Origin of the sequence: Streptococcus suis (assembly GCF_024509555.1) — a bacterium.
Taxonomy (GTDB): domain Bacteria; phylum Bacillota; class Bacilli; order Lactobacillales; family Streptococcaceae; genus Streptococcus; species Streptococcus suis_AD.
In genome coordinates this window covers 134,510-154,608 of the sequence record NZ_JAMWEL010000004.1, presented here as the reverse complement: position 1 = coordinate 154,608, position 20,099 = coordinate 134,510, and the positions used below count along the sequence as shown (strand labels likewise).

At 41.9% G+C, this 20,099-nt stretch carries 18 protein-coding genes; 3 read left to right on the top strand and 15 right to left on the bottom strand.

Annotated elements, in window-relative coordinates; genetic code table 11:
• Positions 1 to 204: 204 nt before the first annotated feature.
• From alaS to NF418_RS03315, 9 genes are all read right to left on the bottom strand, one after another.
• Positions 205 to 2,823 (bottom strand): alanine--tRNA ligase, encoded by a 2,619-nt coding sequence (gene alaS / locus NF418_RS03355; RefSeq protein WP_256778435.1) that lies wholly within the window; start codon positions 2,821 to 2,823, stop codon positions 205 to 207.
• A 377-nt stretch (positions 2,824 to 3,200) separates the two neighbouring features.
• Positions 3,201 to 3,686 carry an LURP-one-related/scramblase family protein gene (locus NF418_RS03350; protein ID WP_256778434.1) on the bottom strand — a complete coding sequence of 162 codons (486 nt, stop codon included), beginning with the start codon at positions 3,684 to 3,686 and terminating at the stop codon, positions 3,201 to 3,203.
• A gap of 233 nt (positions 3,687 to 3,919) precedes the next feature.
• Positions 3,920 to 4,924, bottom strand: coding sequence for a peptidylprolyl isomerase PrsA (prsA, locus tag NF418_RS03345; protein WP_256778433.1), 1,005 nt, complete (start codon positions 4,922 to 4,924; stop codon positions 3,920 to 3,922).
• 62 nt (positions 4,925 to 4,986) lie between these two features.
• Positions 4,987 to 5,706 (bottom strand): O-methyltransferase, encoded by a 720-nt coding sequence (locus NF418_RS03340; RefSeq protein ID WP_256778438.1) that lies wholly within the window; start codon positions 5,704 to 5,706, stop codon positions 4,987 to 4,989.
• Positions 5,707 to 5,876: 170 nt separating this feature from the next.
• Complete coding sequence (locus NF418_RS03335) at positions 5,877 to 6,425, bottom strand: DUF6630 family protein (RefSeq protein WP_105109383.1); 549 nt, start codon at positions 6,423 to 6,425, stop codon at positions 5,877 to 5,879.
• 25 nt (positions 6,426 to 6,450) lie between these two features.
• Entirely contained in the window at positions 6,451 to 6,894 is a 444-nt protein-coding gene (locus tag NF418_RS03330; RefSeq protein WP_256778432.1) for a hypothetical protein, read from the bottom strand.
• A 1-nt stretch (position 6,895) separates the two neighbouring features.
• Positions 6,896 to 8,698, bottom strand: coding sequence for an oligoendopeptidase F (gene pepF / locus NF418_RS03325; protein ID WP_256778431.1), 1,803 nt, complete (start codon positions 8,696 to 8,698; stop codon positions 6,896 to 6,898).
• Between the two features lie 72 nt (positions 8,699 to 8,770).
• Complete coding sequence (locus NF418_RS03320) at positions 8,771 to 9,412, bottom strand: hypothetical protein (RefSeq protein WP_256778430.1); 642 nt, start codon at positions 9,410 to 9,412, stop codon at positions 8,771 to 8,773.
• A gap of 42 nt (positions 9,413 to 9,454) precedes the next feature.
• Entirely contained in the window at positions 9,455 to 10,396 is a 942-nt protein-coding gene (locus NF418_RS03315; RefSeq protein WP_256778429.1) for a competence protein CoiA, read from the bottom strand.
• Positions 10,397 to 10,457: 61 nt separating this feature from the next.
• On the opposite strand from NF418_RS03315, the gene NF418_RS03310 reads away from it, so the two are divergent.
• Positions 10,458 to 11,024, top strand: a complete 567-nt coding sequence (locus NF418_RS03310; protein ID WP_256778428.1) for a GNAT family N-acetyltransferase — start codon at positions 10,458 to 10,460, stop codon at positions 11,022 to 11,024.
• A 30-nt stretch (positions 11,025 to 11,054) separates the two neighbouring features.
• Here the strand turns inward: NF418_RS03310 and metG are convergent, their stop codons facing one another.
• Together metG and NF418_RS03300 are read right to left on the bottom strand one after the other, a co-directional pair.
• Positions 11,055 to 13,058 carry a methionine--tRNA ligase gene (gene metG / locus NF418_RS03305; protein WP_256778427.1) on the bottom strand — a complete coding sequence of 668 codons (2,004 nt, stop codon included), beginning with the start codon at positions 13,056 to 13,058 and terminating at the stop codon, positions 11,055 to 11,057.
• A 174-nt stretch (positions 13,059 to 13,232) separates the two neighbouring features.
• Positions 13,233 to 14,330 (bottom strand): DNA alkylation repair protein, encoded by a 1,098-nt coding sequence (locus tag NF418_RS03300; protein ID WP_256778426.1) that lies wholly within the window; start codon positions 14,328 to 14,330, stop codon positions 13,233 to 13,235.
• A gap of 240 nt (positions 14,331 to 14,570) precedes the next feature.
• Between NF418_RS03300 and NF418_RS03295 the strand changes: the two genes are divergently transcribed.
• Positions 14,571 to 15,164: a DUF1361 domain-containing protein gene (locus tag NF418_RS03295; protein ID WP_256778425.1), complete on the top strand. Its 594-nt coding sequence runs from the start codon at positions 14,571 to 14,573 to the stop codon at positions 15,162 to 15,164.
• 151 nt (positions 15,165 to 15,315) lie between these two features.
• On the top strand, positions 15,316 to 15,909 hold the full coding sequence (locus NF418_RS03290) for a DUF1361 domain-containing protein (RefSeq protein ID WP_256778424.1): 594 nt from the start codon (positions 15,316 to 15,318) through the stop codon (positions 15,907 to 15,909).
• Positions 15,910 to 15,950: 41 nt separating this feature from the next.
• On the opposite strand, the gene NF418_RS03285 is transcribed toward NF418_RS03290, so the two are convergent.
• From NF418_RS03285 to NF418_RS03270, 4 genes are all read right to left on the bottom strand, one after another.
• Complete coding sequence (locus NF418_RS03285; protein ID WP_256778423.1) at positions 15,951 to 16,694, bottom strand: DUF3169 family protein; 744 nt, start codon at positions 16,692 to 16,694, stop codon at positions 15,951 to 15,953.
• A 325-nt stretch (positions 16,695 to 17,019) separates the two neighbouring features.
• On the bottom strand, positions 17,020 to 17,898 hold the full coding sequence (locus tag NF418_RS03280; protein ID WP_256778422.1) for a GIY-YIG nuclease family protein: 879 nt from the start codon (positions 17,896 to 17,898) through the stop codon (positions 17,020 to 17,022).
• Positions 17,888 to 18,178, bottom strand: a complete 291-nt coding sequence (locus tag NF418_RS03275) for a hypothetical protein (protein WP_256778421.1) — start codon at positions 18,176 to 18,178, stop codon at positions 17,888 to 17,890. Before NF418_RS03275 ends, NF418_RS03280 begins: the two co-directional genes overlap by 11 nt.
• Entirely contained in the window at positions 18,175 to 20,097 is a 1,923-nt protein-coding gene (locus NF418_RS03270) for a DEAD/DEAH box helicase (protein ID WP_256778420.1), read from the bottom strand. Before NF418_RS03270 ends, NF418_RS03275 begins: the two co-directional genes overlap by 4 nt.
• Positions 20,098 to 20,099 lie beyond the last annotated feature (2 nt).

Genomic DNA, 20,099 nt, shown 5'->3' with positions numbered 1-20,099 from the left:
GGTTTCAGGAACTTTGAAAATTTTAAAAAACGTATTTTGATTGCTTTGAACATAAAGAAAGAGAGAACGAACTTCGTCCTCTCTAGGTGTTAGCTTTTCATCTACCCACTACAGTTGACAAAGAGCCGTTTTATCATAATTAAATCATTTCAAAATCAGGGAGTAACATTGTACATACATGATAAACCTGATAAGAATAATTGATTACAAATTTTCCGCAACGCTGTTCAAGAGGTTTTGGATAGCAGACACATCGCTACCACCTGCCATGGCCATATCTGGCTTACCACCACCACGACCTGCTACGATTGGCGCAAGGACTTTGATGAGGTTTCCTGCATGGACATCAGCTGACTTGCTTGCCACAAGGACATTGACCTTGTCACCGATTGCCGCAACCAACACCAAGACATCAGAGTAGTCTTTCTGCTTCCAGTTGTCAGCGAAGGTACGGAGAGCACCTGCATCTGAAACTTGGACCTGGCTAGCAATGTAGCGGACACCATTTGCATCTTTGACATCTTTGAAGACATCACCAGCAGCTGCTGCCGCTGCCTTTTCTTTCAGACTAGCGTTTTCTTTTTGCAAATCGCGGAGCTCCGCAGCCAGTGCCTCCACTTTTGTCGGCACTTGGTCGATTTGTGGTACTTTAAGAGTCTGCGCAACAGCTTTGAGAGCATCCTCGCGGTCACGAAGAGCTAGGAAAGCTTCCTTGCCTGTCACCGCTAAAATACGACGGGTACCAGAGCCTATTCCCTCTTCTTTGACAATCTTGAAGAGACCGATTTCAGCTGTATTGCCAACGTGGGTACCACCACAAAGCTCGATAGAATAGTCACCGATTGTAACCACACGGACCACTTTGCCATATTTCTCACCAAAGAGGGCCATAGCACCCATTTCTTTAGCCGTATCAACATCCGTTTCAACTGTGACAATATCCAAGGCTTCCCAGATTTTTTCATTGACTTCATTTTCAATACGACGAAGTTCATCAGCTGTCACTGCTTCAAAGTGTGTGAAGTCAAAGCGGAGGAATCCTTCCTCGTTCAAGGAACCAGCCTGGGTCGCATGCTCGCCGATGACATTGTGAAGAGCAGCATGGAGCAAGTGAGTTGCCGTGTGGTTCTTCTCAACACCACGACGACGGTTTGTGTCGATTTCAAGCTTGTAAGTTTGACCAAGCGAAATGCTGGCAGAGAGTGCTACGGTGTGCAATGGCTGACCATTCGGTGCTTTCTGCACATCCACAACTGTTGCAACGACATCACCTGATGCATTTTTAATCACACCACGGTCGGCAACCTGACCACCCATTTCAGCGTAGAATGGTGTTTGGTCAAAGACAAGGAGAGCTTGACCTTCTGACACAGCTTCTGTTCGCTCATTGTCCGCGATAATCACTTCCAATTTGGCATCTAGGCTAGTTTGACCATAGACAAAAGTTGAGCTTTCGGTAATACCTGCCAGGGTTTCATTTTGCATACCCATTGAGCCACCTTTGACAACGGCTGCACGGGCACGGTCCTGCTGTTCTTTCATTGCAACCTTGAAGCCTTCATGGTCAATCTTATAACCCGCATCTTCAGCCAATTCCTCGGTCAATTCCACAGGGAAACCGTAGGTATCGTAGAGTTTGAAGATGTCCTTACCTTCAAGAGTATCCTTGCCAGCTGCTTTCAAGTCAGCCAAAAGATCATCCAGGTGACCGCTACCAGCGTCAATGGTGCGAGCAAAGGTTTCTTCCTCACGCTTAACGATTTTTTCGATAAAGTCACGTTTTTCAAGCACTTCTGGGTAGTAGCTTTCCATGATATTGCCAACCGTTTCCACCAACTTGTACAAGAATGGCTCGGTGATACCCAAGCGTCGACCATGCATAACAGCACGACGGAGAAGACGGCGAAGGACATAACCACGACCTTCATTTCCTGGAAGGGCACCGTCACCGATAGCAAATGACAAAGCACGGATATGGTCTGCGATGACCTTAAAACTCATGTTATCGCCGTCTGGATCGTAAGTCTTACCAGAAATCTTTTCTACTTCACGAATGATCGGCAAGAAAAGGTCGGTTTCAAAGTTAGTCTTAGCTCCTTGGAAAATAGCTGCCAAACGCTCCAAACCTGCACCCGTATCGATGTTTTTATTTGGCAATTCCTTGTACTCTGAACGCGGAACTGCTGGGTCAGCGTTGAATTGTGAAAGAACGATGTTCCAAATCTCGATGTAACGGTCGTTTTCAATGTCTTCTTCCAGCAAACGAATGCCAATGTTTTCAGGGTCAAAATCTGTACCACGGTCAAAGAAAATTTCCGTATCTGGACCAGAAGGACCTGCACCAATTTCCCAGAAGTTATCCTCAAGCGGAATCAAGTGACTTGGCTCAACACCAAGGGCAATCCAGCGGTTGTACGAATCCACATCGTCTGGATAGTAGGTCATGTAGAGCTTGTCTTTTGGAAAGTCAAACCATTCTGGGCTTGTCAAAAGTTCAAAGCCCCACTCAATCGCTTCATCACGGAAATAATCTCCGATAGAGAAGTTACCAAGCATTTCAAACATGGTGTGGTGACGGGCTGTCTTACCAACGTTCTCGATGTCGTTGGTACGGATTGATTTTTGAGCGTTGGTAATCCGTGGATTTTCAGGAATGACTGACCCATCAAAGTATTTCTTGAGGGTTGCCACACCAGAGTTGATCCAAAGAAGTGTCGGATCGTTGACAGGTACAAGGTTTGCGGAAGGCTCAACCGAGTGGCCTTTTGATTTCCAGAAATCCAACCACATTTGACGAATTTGTGCTGATGATAAATTTTTCATAAGTTAAGATACTAAGGGCGTGAAGCGGACACAGTCAAAATAGGAAACCTGACGAAGACGCTGGCGTCTAGGAAGTGTTTCTCTTTTTGACAAAGTCCGTAGCCCGAGTTCATTTCAGAATAAACTCGATACCCTTTCCTTTCGTTTAGATATTTTGAGAAGTTATTGTTAGAAAGAAACCAGCCTTCCGGGCGGGTTCAATTCAGAAAATTTTCTAAATTGAACATTTCCTTTCATATAATGATGATTAAAGGGAAAGTCCGTAGCCCGAGTTCAATTCCAAATAAACCCGGTGCCCTTTCCTTTCATTTGTTTTTGTAGGCAGGTTCAATTTAGCGAACAAACTAAATCGAACTTTTTATTATTAAATTGTACGGTTAGCGTAAAGCATCTTCCATCATTTCCACATAGTCTAGCGCAACTACCAAGGAAATGACCAAGTCTGCATAGTCTTCCTCTACGACTGTTACTGAATAATGAGAAGTTAAATGAAAGAGTTCTTTGGAGATTTCAGCTACGAGCATACCATCTGGCCTTTTCAAGCGAAAATCCAAATCCCAGATATTTCCGTCTAGGATTAAACCTAAATTTTCCACAGTATAGCGATCCTTGAAAAAAGTATATTCCTTTTGCAAGTAGAAAGAATGACCATCTGCCATATCAATAGTAAACTGGGGCAGGAAGGTCAAAAACTTCTTAGTAATATGACAAACTTCCCCACCTCTGGAATTGGTCACGATAAATCGTTTTGGAATTTCAAGGAACGAGCCTTGCACTTGATAAGCAAGATCTCCAAAACTATCACGAATATCAAATTTTTCACCACCAAAGGTAAAGCGCTGTTTGACCTGAAATTGCTTCATGATGACCTCCAAAAAAATAACAAGAAATCAAACGAAGGGCGAAAAACCGCGGTACCACCTTCATTCAATGACTTGTCATTCTCATTTCAGAACCTGTATTCACAAGTAAAGTGCTAAACTGCGAATATAGGTTTTCATATTCAATTGTAGAAATTAAGTAGCAAGAAGGAAGTCTGTCTTGGCTCGCAACAACCACCAAGTTTCTGAAATCAGAACTTTCCTTCCAATCTTAATTATTCACCTGAAGAGCTTGAAGACTCTGTAGTTGATGAGCTTTCAGTTGTCGAACTCGAAGACTCGCTTATAGCACTTGATGAGCTACTATCTTCTGTTGTCACATATTGAGAGAGAAGGTTTTGGAATGCAGGATCTTTAACCTTAACATTGGCATTCTGGAGTTCGCCTTTTAGGACTGTTGCAACGAAGGCTGAGTCATTTTGTTTTTCAGTCAAAATGATTTCTTTCAACTTATCTTTGTAATCTTCCCAATTAGCAGACTTCTCAGACTTAGCTTCCAATTTCACAACATAGTAAGAAGTTGTGTAAGTTGTCATATCAACAACAGTGACGACCGACGCTCCCACCTGACCAGCATTCAAAGCAAAAACAGCAGTCTGTACTTCTTTAGGTACTGTTGTAGATGTAGAATCAAACTTGATCTCGCCACCGTTTTCTTTAGTTGCAGAGTCCGTTGAATTATCTTTCGCTAATTGAGCAAAATCTGCTCCTTCAGCTTGAGCAGCTGCCAAAATTTCTTTTGCTTTGGCTTCATCATCAAGCTTGATAATACGAGCAGTCACTTCTGGAGTGTAAGCTTCATAAGCTGCCTTATAATTTTCATCAGTCAATTCTTTTTCAGCAGCTTGCTTCACAGCATACTCTACAAGTTTATTTGTACGAATTTGTTCTTTATAGCTATCAGTTGTCAATCCTGCTGAAGCAAGAGCGGTTGCAAATGAATCACCATACTGAGCAGCCATTTTTTCATAGGCTTCATTGACTTCGGTATCCGATACCTTATCACCATATGCTTCTTCAAACACATGGGAAATAATCATTGAAAGCAATACTTGTTGTGCTTGTGAGTTTGTTTTAACTTGGTCATAAAACTCAGAAACTGAGATGGTATTACCTTTCATTGAAATGATATCTTTATCTGCAGAGCCAGAACATGCCGCCAAGGTAACAGTTGCTAACAAGGTTACTGCACCTGCCAAAAATTTCTTAGATTTCTTCATGTAGAAATTCTCTCCTTTTATTCATTAACCCTTTCATTATAACACAAAAGCTTAAAAAGGTCTTAAATTTCCTCAAGTTTTAGGTCAATATTCTCACTATTTTTTCGCAACATCAGTAGACCGTCGCTCATAGAAATCAGACTAGCAGTCAAATTCGGATTATCCAAGGTAGCATCAAATAAGCGTTGCAAACCTCGATAAATTGTACGTTGACCACGGCGCACTTCCATGATATCTTTGGCAACATCTCCGCCTTGGAAAATATCATCCAAAACAATCAAGCCACCAACCTTAACCTTTTTGAGAACTTCTGGAAGAAAGACGATGTATTTAGACTTAGCCGAATCCATGAAGACAAAGTCATAGCTATCATCTTCCAAGGTTGGAAGTAAGTCCATTGCCTCACCTTCTAGCAACTCGATTTGTTGACGACTATCAAATTTGGCAAAGTTTTTCTTGGCAAATCCTATCATTTCTTCATTACGGTCAATGGTCGTAATTTGTGATTGAGGAGAATTTTCAGCCATCAAGAGGGCAGAAAAACCAATGGCCGTGCCGATTTCCAAAATGCGTTCGGGTTGCAAGGTCTGCATGAGCAAACGAAAATAGGCTACAGTTTCGTGCGGGATAATTGGAATATTTTCCTGACGTGCAAAGTCCTCTAACTCTTTTAAAAATCCTGTATTCTGCGCCTGACGTGTCCGCATAAAATCCACAATCTCTTCCTTAACTACAGGACGGCGCATATTGTGGTTTGCGTTTTTTGAGTATGATTCAACCATGCCGTTAAGTATACCATAGCCAGTCTTTACGGTCAAGAATCACAAATTCTCTGGTAGACCACACCTAGAAAGAAATGCTTCTTCGAAACCTGATTTTCATTAAATATCCTCCTTTTTTCTTTCAAAATTGATCTAACAAAAAAGAGGATTTCTCCTCTTTCTTTAATCGATTATATAAACTTCGCTAATTCAATACGATAGCCTAGACTTTTTGCCAAAACTTGAATACGGTCAAAAACATCCCGTTTATTGAAGAATAAGAAATAATTCTCAGTTCCCATATCAATTGCACCTAGGCAATAGTTTTCATTCACAAATTTACCATCGATAACTGCCGCCCATTCTGGGATACTTCCCCTTGGATTTAAACCTTCTGCATCTAAACGAAGAGAAATCCCTGCTTTTCTGACATGGTGTAAACGATCAAAAAAGTGTACAAAATCACGTAATTTTTCATTTTTTTCACGAACACAAATATACTCGCCATATTCTAACAAGGTCACCAAGATTAACCACAGATTATCCTTTTCTGACTCTCCTACTTTTGTTAGAAAGTCATCAAAGGCAAGAGGGTCTAAGATAGATTCGATATAATCCAGAATTTCATTTGGATCACTTGCAAAAATGACTTCTTTTAGCTTGACGAACACATCCAAATCGCCATCGGAAAAAAGATCAGCAATTTCAAAAATATCTTGCAAATTTTCTTCTGTCAGCATACAGCCTCCTATTCATCGTTGTTTATTATTTTGGAAATTCCCACATGATATGGGGTGCAAGCGGGCTGAGGTATTGATAAATATCATTAAAATCAGCTCCTGAAAGATTATCAATCTTCACCTCAACCAACAAGGTTCCAGTCCTTCCTACAATACGCATTCGTTTTGAGTAAATGTCTCGGAAAATATGGACAAACTCATACTGAATTTTCCCAATTTCCGCAATTGGAATGTTTATTCTATCTCCCCAGAGTTTGTTCTTCATTTCGAAACTCTGCTGATTGAGAACAAAGACTTGCCCTTGTTTCCGCCACAAAAAAGCATAGAAGGCAGAAGGAAGAGCTAGTAGCATGTAGCACAATCCTGATAGAATTGCAGGTTCTGGCTTAAAGATTAAGCCCAATCCAATCAAGATAAATACCATGCAAATAACAAGAGGGATCACAATCGAACGTTTGTAGGAAATCATTTTAGAGATGCACACCTTTCTCAACAAGTGCTTCCAATTCTTCTAAACGAGCCTCAAAAACCTTAAAGGCGTCGTTGAGGTAATCTTCCTTGGTCATGTCTACGCCAGCCTTAGCGATGACATTGAGCGAGTAATCTGAGCTACCTGCTTTGAGGTAGTTGAGATAGTTTTCTTTGTCTTCTGGGCTACCATTGACAATCTTATTTGCCAAAGCAGATGCTGCCGCAAAACCTGTCGCATACTGATAGACATAGAAATTGTAATAGAAGTGTGGAATACGAGCCCACTCAAACTGGATTTCTGGGTTTTCTTCTGCCGAAAGACCGTAGTATTTCTCATTTGTCTGACCGTACAATTCATTGAGGAAATCAGCCGTCAAGACCTGACCTTCCTGGTCTGCCTTGTAAATAGCCTGTTCAAACTCTGCAAATTGCGTTTGGCGGAAGACTGTACCACGGAATCCATCTAGGTAATGATTGAGAATAGCAAAGCGTTCTTTGTCATCTTCTACTTCTGCCAAGAGTTTTTCTGTTAGGAGATTTTCGTTGGTCGTTGAAGCAATTTCAGCCAAGAATAGAGAATAATGGCCATACACATAGGGTTGCGTCTTACGAGTCAACATAGAATGAAGTGAATGGCCAGTTTCATGGATAAGAGTGTACATGTTATCCAAGTTATCCTGCCAGTTGAGAAGCATGAAGGCGTTGGTGTCGTAAGCACCTCCTGAGTATGCTCCTGAGCGTTTTCCTTCATTAACATGGACATCAATCCAGCGGTTTTCGAAGGCTTCTTTTACAATAGCCGAATAATCCTCGCCGAAGATTTCCAAGGTTTCTTGGCATTTCTTGAGAGCATCTTCATAAGAAATCTTGGTACTGAAATCTGACAATGGCGTGTACATATCATACATCTTCAAGTCATCAATACCCAAGAGTTTCTTACGCAAATTGATATAACGGTGCAAGAGCGGAAGGTGCTTGTTGACTGCCGCCACTAATGTATCGTAAACAGATTCTGGAATGAAATTAGCTGCAAGTGATGCGTGGCGGGCTGAATCGTACTTACGCAAACGAGCTTTCAGGTTATTGACCTTGACATTAGACTGAAGGGTCTTGGCGTAGGTGTGCTGGAATTGCTCGTAGGTACCGTACATAGCTTCGTATGCTTCTTGGCGGACATCACGGTTTTTAGACTCCATAAAGTGGATGTAGTTTCCGTGTGAAAGTGGCACCAAGTGACCGTCTTCATCTGCGATTTCTGGGAAACGCAGGCTGGCATTATCCAAGACAGAGAAGGTTTCAGACGGAGCATCGAAAATCTCACTGGTCGCCGCAAGAACTTCTTCTATTTCCTGTGACAAGATATGATCCTTGGCTGCCAAGAGTTTTTCAAATTGGTGGCTGTACTGACTCAGAGCTGGCTCTTCAACCTTGAAAGCTTCCAGTTGCTCCTCAGTAATCGCCATAAATTCTGGCTCATAGAAGGCGAAGGCTTGTGAAAAGGCTGAATAAAGGGCCAAAGCCTTGGCTTGAAACTCCTGATACTTGCCTTCACGGGTGTCCTGGTCGTTCTTCATGGACGCATAGACATAGAGCTTTTCAATGCGACGCATGAGGCCAAGCTGGGTCTCGCTGATATCCAAGAGGCTCTTAGCAGAGTCGAGCAAGTGACCTGCAAATTCTTTCGTTTTTTCTGTTTCTGCTTGCAAATCAGCAAGTTCTACTTCCCAAGCTTCATCTGTTGGGAAAATGGTGGTCAAATCCCACTGGTATTTTTCTTCGATTTCATGACGTTGTTTTGACATATCTAATCCTCCGTTCCTATTATTTTACCACAAAAAAGCCTCGCTTTCCATTGAAAAGTGAGGGCTTACAACCTACTCATCAGTAGTAAAGTAGGTCTTGGCATCTGCTACCACTTCTTTGACAAAACTGTCATAAAAGGCAAGGTTGGGAATACCATATTGGTTTAACAAGCTATCGACGTAACTATTTCCTTCCGCATCTTTAATATTTCCTTTTTTCTCCTTGCCATCATACTGGTGGGTGAAATTTCCTTGTAAATCAATGAGGAGGGCGCCATCATTTGCAAAAGAAATAGAATAGCCACTGTCTACAAAATACTGTCCGACCTGTCCCTTAGCTGCACTTGCTTTATCTTCGCCTTCGTATTCATCTGTCGCTACAGTATAATCACCACTTTCAACGAAATAGGTTACCTTACAACCACTTGGATAGGAAAGCATAAAATATTCCCCTACAGTGGTATCGGAGACATGGACATACTCTGTTCCATCATCAAAGGTAATGCTGGTACCTCCGCTTTCTGCTACTTCCTTAGTTACTACTTTCTGACTATGTTGGGAGGTAAACTTCTGTCCTTCTTCCTCATTTATTGTTTGCACTTGCTGACTGGAGGCTGTGGTGGGTTGCCCTTCCTCATATATGACAGCACAAGCTGATAAGCAAGCTATTAGCAGTAAAGAGGCACTTACTAAGGTAAAACGACTGAATTTCATTCCACGAACCTCCTTGTAAACCTTTTTTTATTATATCATTATTTACATAAATTGTCTATACATTATAGGTGGATACAAGATTTGTCTACTCTTATCTTTTGCTTTGTCGTAAAACTGATCAAATGCTTGGTACATCGGAGTCAGGTCTTGCTTGATTTGGGCAAAGCCAATGGCAGAGCGGGGCAGACGGATTTGGGGATAAAAGTCTAATGCTGTCTTAGTCAATAGATTTTCTCCACGTCCATAAGCCTCTGCTTGCAGGGCGAGCCATTTGGGGGATTTGTAATACAGCTGTTGAGCAATGTAGCGAGGCAAATCCTCATCCATTGGACAAGTCATACTAGATAGGGTTTGCTTGGAAAAAGGTAAACGTAATATATCCAGTAAGTTTCCCTGACCAAAGGGAAAGACTTTCGTAAGACAGTAGACCTTGCCCCGCAAATCTTCATGAATGAGGTAGCGAAGTCGTAACTCCTTCTTCTCGTCATCCAACTCCCACAGATGAAAACCCATGTTCATACTAAAATACAAAAATTGTTTGTTGAGATTGGTCAGTCGTCCCTTGAGCCACAAATCCTTGCCAAGCAACCAAACAACCTGATAGCCTGCAACATGATAGGCTTTTGTTCTCGCCTGCAAACGAGTAATGGGGAGGCTAGAACATTGAACTTCCAAGGCCAGACTATTATTGACCAATAAATCAGCGACCTGGCCAATCTTTGGCAGGCATTTTTCAAGTTCAACCAGTTCGTTTTTAGCCAACCAGTTATAGAGACTGGACTTAAGTGACAGGTGCTGGGCGGACTCATTCTCGGAGAAGTAACTACAATCCCGCAGGGAAACATGGGCAAAGTGCGAACGCATAACCTTTCCAGACTTGTATCGGACCAGGCCTCCACAACCTGGACAAGTAAAACTGCCTTGCGGCGCAGGATTTTCCAAAAGGTTAAAAATTTGTCTATCTTCATCAAGTGCTACAAGCATAAAACCTCCTCTCTTTACTTAGTTCGCAAGTTGTGGTATAATGATGAAAAGGAGATGAAACATGACTAAAAAAATTGCCAAATGGGAAAAGGACGGCTTTGTCCTGCAGTCCTTTCAAGTGGGCTTTGCAGAGAAATACTATGAAGACTGTTTTACCAAGCCCTCCGCTGAAATTGATCGCCTGACGGGGAGCTCGGGAACTTACCCAAAAGATGACGTTATCAACTTCTACAATCGGATTGTGGCTGACCCTGATCGGTTTGATTTTATCTTGATTGCACCTGACGGAACCTTTATCGGTGAGTCGGTCATCAATGAACTAGATAGGGAGAATAACTCTGCTAACTTTCGGATAGTCATCTTTGACGAGGACTATTTGGGCCGTGGCTTGGGCTCTTGGGCAGTCGAGAAAACCCGAGATTTTGCTTTTGAGCAAATCGGCCTGCACCGCTTGGAACTGGAAGTTTTTTCCTTCAACCCACGCGCCAAGCGTGCCTATGAAAAAGCAGGCTTTCGTTTGGAAGGCATCAAGCGTGGCAGCCAGAAGACAGCAGACGGTTATGCCGATACCCTTATTATGGCCATTCTAGAAGAGGAATGGAAAGTACTCAAAAAACCAGCCGACTAGGGCTGGTTTTTGTGTCTTGTCTAAGCAAACTTACCCAATCTGGCTGCCGTTTGGCACAGATGGATCGACTGTTAAGAGTGTTAAGTTGCCGTCGTGTTCGGCTGAGAGGATCATGCCCTGACTGAGCAAGCCCATCATCTTACGTGGCTTGAGGTTGGCAACGATTTGGACTTTCTTGCCGACCAATTCTTGCTCATTTGGATAGTACTTGGCGATACCAGACAAGATTTGACGATCTTCGCCATCACCTGCATCCAGACGGAATTGGAGCAACTTGTCAGAACCCTCTACTTTTGCTACTTCCTTGACTTCGGCCACACGGATTTCTACCTTGTCGAAGTCCTCGAACTTGATCGCAGCTTTCTCGTTTTTGAGTTCCACGTCAGCTGGGTTCCACTCTTTTTCTTCCTCTTGGGAAATAGCAGAGCTACCACCCATTTGGGCTTGGATATAGGCGATTTCCTCTTCCATATCCAGACGTGGGAAGATAGGTGTACCTTTTGCGACCACTGTCAAACCAGCTGGAAGTCCTGCAAAGTCAAGGTTTTCAAGGTCAAATTCTGTTCCCAAACCAAGCTGTTCCATGATAGCATTTGAAGTCGTCATCATAAATGGTTGAATGAGGTGTGCCACAACACGAAGACCTGCTGTCAAGTGAGCCATGACTGCTGCCAACTTGTCGCGGTCCGCTTCGTCCTTAGCCAAGACCCACGGTGCAGTTTCATCGATGTACTTGTTGGTACGGGAGATGATATTCCAAACAGCTTCCAAGGCGCGTGGGTAGTCAACAGCTTCCATGTACTTGTGGTAGCTTGACAAGTTTTCAGCCACTACTGCTGCCAAGTCCGCATCAAAATCAGTCACGTTAGCAACAAAAGTTGGGACCTGACCGCCGAAATACTTGTTAATCATAGCAACCGTACGGTTGAGCAAGTTTCCAAGGTCATTGGCCAATTCATAGTTGATACGACCTACATAGTCTTCTGGCGTAAAGGTGCCGTCAGAGCCGACTGGCAGACTACGCATGAGGTAGTAACGCAGTGGATCCAAGCCGAAACGCTCAACCAACATTTCTGGATAGACCACATTGCCCTTAGACTTGGACATCTTGCCGTCTTTCATGACAAACCAGCCATGAGCGACCAAACGGTCTGGCAACTTCATATCCAACATCATGAGCATGATTGGCCAGTAAATCGAGTGGAAGCGAAGAATGTCCTTGCCAACCATGTGGTAAACTGTTCCATTCCAGAACTTGTCGTAGTTGGCTGTTTCTTCCTGACCATAACCCAAGGCAGTCGCATAGTTGAGCAGGGCATCAATCCAGACATAAACAACGTGTTTAGGATTAGACGGTACAGGCACGCCCCAAGTAAATGATGTACGGGAAACTGCCAAATCTTCCAAGCCTGGCTCGATGAAGTTTTTCATAATTTCATTGAGGCGGCCGTCTGGCTGGATAAAGTCTGGGTGAGCATTGAAGAACTCGACCAACTTATCCTGATACTTACTGAGGCGGAGGAAGTAAGACTCTTCTGAAACCCAGGCAACCTCGTGACCACTCGGAGCGATACCACCTGTTACCTTGCCGTTTTCATCTCGGAAGACCTCTGCCAATTGGCTCTCGGTGAAGAATTCCTCGTCTGATACGGAGTACCAACCAGAATATTCTCCCAAGTAAATGTCATCCTGCGCCAGCAATTTTTCAAAAACAGCCGCCACTACTTCCTCGTGGTAATCGTCGGTTGTGCGGATGAACTTGTCGTAAGAGATGTCGAGCAAATTCCAAAGCTCTTTAACGCCAACCGCCATGCCGTCAACGTAAGCTTGCGGTGTCAAACTAGCTTCTTTAGCTTTCTCTTCAATCTTCTGCCCGTGCTCATCAAGCCCTGTCAGATAGAAGACCTCGTGGCCCATGAGACGCTTGTAGCGAGCCAAGACATCGCAGGCAATAGTTGTGTAGGCCGACCCGATGTGAAGTTTACCAGAAGGATAATAAATCGGTGTGGTGATATAAAACGGTGTTTTTGTCATGTTTTTTTCCTTTCAACTCAGGGCAAATGAAACCCTGTTCTTGATAACACCCCATTTTATCATATTTTTGTGTAAAAACAAAGCGACTTCCCATCCACAATCCAGCTCCGTGACTGATTGATCAGCCAAAAATCATATTCGGTAGAAGTTAGTCAGTTAACCGACACATCAGATTTAATCCCTAGGCTGTTTGTTCAATATAAACTCCACTTTTTCTAATTCAATGTCGTTTAGAAGTAGTCGGATATGATGTTTTCCAGAATAATGCCGACGCGTTGTTAAATCTTTCCATTGGTAATTTTTGTGGCCAGAAATTGTAATGTCCTTTACAAAATCAGTATCCTTCAGATAAAAAATCTTTTCACCAATCCGACCATTAGCTTTTTGAAATCCAAAAGCCAAACCTAACCGAAATTTACTTGGTCCAGGAGACGTAACCCTTACAGCATAGGAAATTTGACTGGTATCGCCATCATATACCTCAAGAGAATCTATAGCTAGCTGAGCCTGCTTTATCTCAAAATCCTGAGAATACCCCATAAAGTCCAGTGCAGCAGGATAGCCTGTTTTAATCAATGTTCTCAAGGCTGTCTTGATGATCCAATCTGTATTGGGATCTTGATTTTTCCAAGTTTTTAAATGAGCAATCACTTCATCTGGATAAAACTTAGTCATGTCATTAAGATTATTGGCCACACTTTTTCTAACATAAAGAGATGAATCGGCTTTTAAAGTATCTAATACCTCAAAAATCTCTGTCCTATGTGTCACCAAGTCGGGGACTGCCTTTCCCCAAGGCAGGCGAAGACGTGTTCCCTCACTGGCCAATCGACGATGATGTTCATTATCTGAGAAGCTCAGCTCTTTTAAAAAAGCAAAGCTAGCATCAAAGTTGTGGTTCAAAAAATAACGAATAGCAAATTCAGATGTAGAGCCAGTGGTTAACACCGCCATTCCTTTAAAGGAATGAGCCAAGTCCTCCAAGCCAAATTTCCAAATGATGTCATTAAAGAATAAATAGTCAAATCCTCGGCAAGTCGCATTCAGTTTTATCAGCAAATCGACCACATCTGCATATGGAAGCGCAAGCGTATGATAAGTGCCATCTGCCATACGTTTAAACCGGTCCATCAATGCCAAATCCTCCCAGTCATCCTGTAAAACAGCCTGATAAAAAGACTCTGAATCAAAATTAGAATGATGCATTTGAATAGTTTTTGCGAACTCTTCTAAAAATGTCTTGTTGTACTTTAATCGTAATTCCTCTGCCATCCAAATCCTCCTTTAAAAGTTATCTTGATTGAACGTTTCCCTAAAAATATTCCCATTTAACTTTACTAGTAAAAGTCAATTTGTGATTCCTTTCAAAACATTTGACGATGTCTCATTATAGCACAAACAGCTCATAAAAAATTTTTAATGTCCTATAAGCTTTATAGATAATCATTCCCTCCACAATCCTTCTAAGTTATGTTATACTAGAAGAAGTTATGAAAAAGAATGGGGTTATCTATGTTTACACCTAAAAATCTCTTGATACATTTGTTTTTTGTTATTATTTGCGTCGGAATGCTTCTGAACGACGTTCAAAATACAGAACTAATATGGAATATGTTTTGGGCCTTGATTGCCTTAGACTTTGCCATCCTAGTTCGCCAGAACGATCACCTTGCAAGTAAACTGCTTATCACTCCTTTCTGGCTCTTCTTCTATCCAAATACCTTCTATGTGTTAACTGAGTTAGTCAATATTCAATTTTCCAGCACTGCCCTTTGGGAACGTAGTAGTTTACTCTTATTCATGCTTTATATCCCAAGTATCTTATTTGGTATCATGGCTGGTGTTGAGAGCTTAGAAGCTATTTTCAAGGGATATAATATTAAATTTTACGGACTACGTCTCTTAATTATCGGCAGTCTGTCTCTATTTGCTAGCTATGCTATTTATATTGGTCGCTATGCTAATATTCGCTCCTGGGATATTTTTATCCGCCCTGTGACAGTTTTTTCTAGCATGATTTCAGCAATTACCTGGGATACCTTCCCCTTTATCTTTGGCTTTACACTCCTGCAAATCATGGTTTTGGTCTTTGCCGTTGATGAATAGTTCAGTTGAAAGAAACAGGTCAGCTGTTTCTTTTTTTGTAACCAATCGCTTATTCCAAGCTTAAACAAGTCCTAACAATTTGATGACAAGTCCCCTTTTTCTACCTGAATGTGATATACTAGCATTTATATTCTACAGAAAGAGGTTTACTATGTTTACTAAGAAAAATGTTTTTATCCATATTTTTTTCCTTATCATCGCTGCTGGTCTAAAGCGTTACGGTGTCACAGCACCTGATTTGACTTGGAATATGTTTTTAGCCTTAGTGGCGCTTGATTTTGCTATCCTCACCAACTACAGTAAGTCTAAATACATAAAGATCATTGCTGGCCTTCTCTGGCTCTTTTTCTACCCCAACACCTTTTACATGGTGACGGACATCGTCCACATGCACTTTGCCAACACAGTCCTCTGGCAACGGGAAAGCATGATCCTTTTCATGCTCTATGTCCCAAGTATTTTCTATGGGGTCATGACTGGCGTGGAAAGTCTGCGACTGATTTTCTCTGCCTTTTCTATCAAGTCCTACTGGATCAGGCTGTTTCTGATTGGTGGTCTTTCCCTTCTATCCAGCTTTGCCATTCACATCGGACGCTATGCACGGCTCAATTCATGGGACATCTTTACCAGACCAAGCCTGGTCGTCAGTGAAATGATTGAAGTCATTTCTTGGGCTGCCCTGCCCTTCATCCTGGGCTTTACCTTTATACAAATCATGGTCTTGGTCTTTTCCATAGACGAATAACAAAACCGGCAACAGCCTTGTACTGTTACCGGTTTTTCTTATCAAAAATGGAGTTGTGCAAATACATCTTCCAAATCAGCTATTATTTCTTGATGAAAGTCCAAATAATATGTTTTCTGTTCAGAATCTGGTAATTTTTCAATATCTACTAAAATGTCCTGATAGCGTCGTAGAAGGTTCTTACCAGCCACTTTATCTATCTCATCCATTTCACCGATACCTGCTGCTATGTCATCTAAGCTGTCATATTTTGTCAGCATAGCCTCAGTCCACTCCCGCTTGTCCTTGTTGAGAGTGACAATCTTTTCTGTCAACCATTCTTCAAACCTTTCCTCTTCTGTCAAAGACTGGTTAGTGGCGGTCTTAGTCACTCGGTCAACACTGTTTGAACGTAAATAATTCCGATAAAACCAAACGGCAAAAAGAATGACTAGAATGATATTGACTGGAAAAACAAAGCTAAGGGTGAACAGTACGGTCAGCCACAAGATCAACTTGACATTTCTTGTCGCTTTCTCTGCATGTCTGTTCTTCTCCTCCCACTCGTCCAATATAGCCTGGGCTTGAGCAGTATAGGTTTCAACCAATTTTGCCAGTCGTACCTTTTTCTCTGGGTCGTCTTCTAGTTCCATTGCCAGATAGGCTTGGTTGGCCCTAGCCTTGGCTGCTTCATAGGTCTGAACTGTCCCCAAATAGGCCGCATTGCTATTCATCTGATTCAGCAAGCGGTCCGTCTGCCCTTTGATAAAAGTCCGATCGCGTATTGTTAATTTACGGTAAGGCATAGCAACCCCTCCCTGTATATCTGAAATATACTACCATTTTACGATAGGTCACATTCTTTTGCAATGATTAAAGACATTATTTCCGTCTACCAAATAATAGACTTAATATGACAAAACCACCTGCCAATGCGACAATGATTACAGGTGAGGCCCAAAGCAAGATTAAAAACCAAATAACAAGTTTTTCCATCGTCTTTCCTCCTACTTCCTACGAAAGAATTTGAAAGCAATCGTTATGGCGATAATGCCTACCAGATAACAAATGGCAAATGTAAAAAATAGAAATGCACCCATATATTTCTCCCCTGGTTTAGCTGATAATCTGTCATAGATTTAGTTGTATAAAAAGCTCATTTATTTTTTGTTCAATCTGTTCTAATTCTACCACAAACCACTCAGTAACAGAAACTTTTTTACCAGTTGGAGAAATGGTTTCCAGTTGGACGCGCATATCGCTAAATGCGTCGTGTAAATATTTTTCTAACTTGTTAGCAGAAACATTCTGGATCTCATAACTGGCTACCAGATAGACTGGAGCATACAGGTAAGTCGCTTCGTTTTGGCTATTTGAAAGCCGTTTTTTGATGTCTGTCGCTACTCCAATCTTGTAGAGATTGTCCAATTCTAAAAATCGATTATCTGTTCCAGCATATTTGACAACATAAATGTAGCCTGTTGTGTGATATTGGGCAGTTTCTTCTCCTAGCATAGAAATAGAATCTAGGGGTTCGGATACCAATCTACCCGAGCGCTTTTTATCGTACAAGGAAGAAATCAAACTCAAGAGCCAAATATGATTCTCCGTTCCATTTTCATATACAATATGCACCTTGTACTTACGATCTGTCGACTGGCCAACTTCCACATTTGTCTGAGGGTCATAAATTTTGACAACATACAGCATAATGCCATTATCAACATAGAAATTTCCCTGTTTAATTGGATTTTTCTGACTGATACGGTTTCCTTGACTGGTTTCCTCGATAGATTTAATCTGACGTTTTCCACAAGCAATATCAGCATGAACCTGAGTAAACAATTTCCGATAGGTGTCAAAGCCAGTCTGAACACGTGTACGACTACTAGATTTACTCCGAGCTCTAACTGTTCCCTGATAGCGTTTAGTGCTAAATAAGGTCCTATCTATTTCGAAATTTTCAAACAACTCATCATCATTCAAAATATCATCTAAGTCATCTATCATGTCTATCTCCTAACAAATCCAGTTCATCATAGGCGCTAACTAGAGCTCTTCTCTCCTCATCCGCACGAATCGCCTTCAAGCGACTGAATAATTGTCGTTCTTTGATTTGAGTACTTCTTTGTGGCTCTCGTCCATGTTCCTTAACCCATTGACAGATTTCCATAAATTTCTCTATTTCTGGGTGTAATCTTTCAACTTTGACAACACGAATCCCAGCAACCAAGCTTTCAAAGGCTTCATCCGCAAAAATATCTTCTAAGGTTGCAAAATTTTCTATCATTGATTATCCCTTTCACGACGGAGTTCATCAAGCTTAGCTAAGGCAAAGTAAAGTCGTTCTTCCTCTAAATCTGAGGAATTTCGTCTTGGTGAACGTCCATGCTCAGCCTGAAAAGCCTTAATCTGGGGATAAAGCATGCGCAATTCGTCAGTTGTAAATTCTACTTTTTTAGCATCAAACACTCGTGCAATTAGGCTCAAGGTTCTACTATCCACATCTCTAGACAATACCTCATAAGCACTTTGGAATGGGTTGACACTATCAATCAAATCTATACTTAAGTCGTCAATATTGATAAATTTATCCGCCATTTTTAAAAGCTTATTATTTTCGCTGTCTTTTTTAGCATTGGATAAGGTCAAATCAGCGACTAAATGCTGACGAACCTCTTCAACTTCTGTCTGTGTCAAATCTGGATAACGGGTGGCAATCACTCTTGGAATCAACTGTTTTGTGATGACCTTGCTCTCTGCACCTGCAGAAATAGCTGCCTGTACCACATCATCTTGCAAGACAGAGGCTTTTAAGTCAGTTATATCTTGCTCAATAATTTTTTGAGTGCGTTCTGTTGATGGCTTGGCTAGACCCTTGATAAATATCTCAGCTCCGTTAGCTTTCTGGTTGTCATTTTCCTTTCGCTTAAACTTGAAAGATGGTGAGAGGACATTTTCCATCAGCAAGCTGGCAGTTATGGCCTTCATGATATTGTTGACGGAGAATTGGACTTCCTCATCTTCGGCATCTGGTTCTGCAATTAGATTGGTGAATTGGGCTTTGGTCTTGTTTGAGCTGTCCCTCGTAACCCGTCCGATAATCTGGACAATCTCTGTCAGCGAAGAGCGGTAGCCGATAGTCAGGGCATATTCTGCAAATGGCCAGTCGAAACCTTCCTTAGCCATCCCAAGAGCGATAATCATATCCAGCTCGTCTTCACTATCCATTTTCGCCAGATAATTGCTGACTAAATCACGACCGTCCTCAGTCACCAAGTCCGCAATCTTCAAGATCTTACCTGTCTTAGAACGCAGATGAATAATCCCATGTTCATCTTTATGCAGGTAATCTCCTAAACAATCTAAAATTTCATCCACTTCACCATACTTATCCTTTGAAGACTCACCTGAATTAACATTTGGAATATGAATAATGGTCTTCTTGTCAATAAACTCTGGCAATAAATCTGGAAAGGCATCCGTGTAGCGACCACGGTAAAACTTGTAGTTCATGACGAAGGACTTGAGGTATTGATAGCCCTCCAACTGTTCATAATAGGTATAGGTCACGCGCTCAAAACGTGCCTCATCTGCCGGATCCAAGATAGGTACACTATCTCCACGGAAATAAGAACCTGTCATGGCAAAGACATGAGCTGTTGATTTCTGCAAGACTTCCCGTAGAGCATTTCCCAAAACAGAATTATCATCCTGAGAGACATGATGAAACTCGTCAATGGCAAGCAAACAATCATCAAAATCGCTGGCATCCAATTGTTCAGAAGCAAAGCGGAGCGTTGCATGGGTAGCAATCAAGACATCATCTGTTTCATCAGTAGACTGGATAAAGTTGATAAATTTTTCTACCTTACTTTTGGTGGTACCTGATGTGGTTAAGTTGTTCTCCTCTTTGACTATCCAATCCCAGTAATAACCAAAGTCGGAAAGCTTGGTCGAACGAAATGACTTGCCGATGGACTTTTCTGGTACGGCAATAATAGCCTTTTTCAAGCCTTGGCGTTTCAACTTATCCAAGGCTACAAACATCAGTGCCCTAGACTTACCGGATGCTGGCGGGGCCTTGACCAAGAGGTAGGGGCTGTTTCTCTTTTCATAGACACGCGCCTGCATCTCACGCATGCCCAATTCATTGGTATTGACGCTGGTTTTCTTCTGACCATAGGTCACTTCAAAAAGCTGGCTCATGA

Coding starts and splice junctions, on each gene's coding strand:
- alaS (WP_256778435.1), bottom strand. CDS start 2,823: ATGAAAAATTTATCATCAGCACAAATTCGTCAAATGTGGTTGGATTTC.
- NF418_RS03350 (WP_256778434.1), bottom strand. CDS start 3,686: ATGAAGCAATTTCAGGTCAAACAGCGCTTTACCTTTGGTGGTGAAAAA.
- prsA (WP_256778433.1), bottom strand. CDS start 4,924: ATGAAGAAATCTAAGAAATTTTTGGCAGGTGCAGTAACCTTGTTAGCA.
- NF418_RS03340 (WP_256778438.1), bottom strand. CDS start 5,706: ATGGTTGAATCATACTCAAAAAACGCAAACCACAATATGCGCCGTCCT.
- NF418_RS03335 (WP_105109383.1), bottom strand. CDS start 6,425: ATGCTGACAGAAGAAAATTTGCAAGATATTTTTGAAATTGCTGATCTT.
- NF418_RS03330 (WP_256778432.1), bottom strand. CDS start 6,894: ATGATTTCCTACAAACGTTCGATTGTGATCCCTCTTGTTATTTGCATG.
- pepF (WP_256778431.1), bottom strand. CDS start 8,698: ATGTCAAAACAACGTCATGAAATCGAAGAAAAATACCAGTGGGATTTG.
- NF418_RS03320 (WP_256778430.1), bottom strand. CDS start 9,412: ATGAAATTCAGTCGTTTTACCTTAGTAAGTGCCTCTTTACTGCTAATA.
- NF418_RS03315 (WP_256778429.1), bottom strand. CDS start 10,396: ATGCTTGTAGCACTTGATGAAGATAGACAAATTTTTAACCTTTTGGAA.
- NF418_RS03310 (WP_256778428.1), top strand. CDS start 10,458: ATGACTAAAAAAATTGCCAAATGGGAAAAGGACGGCTTTGTCCTGCAG.
- metG (WP_256778427.1), bottom strand. CDS start 13,058: ATGACAAAAACACCGTTTTATATCACCACACCGATTTATTATCCTTCT.
- NF418_RS03300 (WP_256778426.1), bottom strand. CDS start 14,330: ATGGCAGAGGAATTACGATTAAAGTACAACAAGACATTTTTAGAAGAG.
- NF418_RS03295 (WP_256778425.1), top strand. CDS start 14,571: ATGTTTACACCTAAAAATCTCTTGATACATTTGTTTTTTGTTATTATT.
- NF418_RS03290 (WP_256778424.1), top strand. CDS start 15,316: ATGTTTACTAAGAAAAATGTTTTTATCCATATTTTTTTCCTTATCATC.
- NF418_RS03285 (WP_256778423.1), bottom strand. CDS start 16,694: ATGCCTTACCGTAAATTAACAATACGCGATCGGACTTTTATCAAAGGG.
- NF418_RS03280 (WP_256778422.1), bottom strand. CDS start 17,898: ATGATAGATGACTTAGATGATATTTTGAATGATGATGAGTTGTTTGAA.
- NF418_RS03275 (WP_256778421.1), bottom strand. CDS start 18,178: ATGATAGAAAATTTTGCAACCTTAGAAGATATTTTTGCGGATGAAGCC.
- NF418_RS03270 (WP_256778420.1), bottom strand. CDS start 20,097: ATGAGCCAGCTTTTTGAAGTGACCTATGGTCAGAAGAAAACCAGCGTC.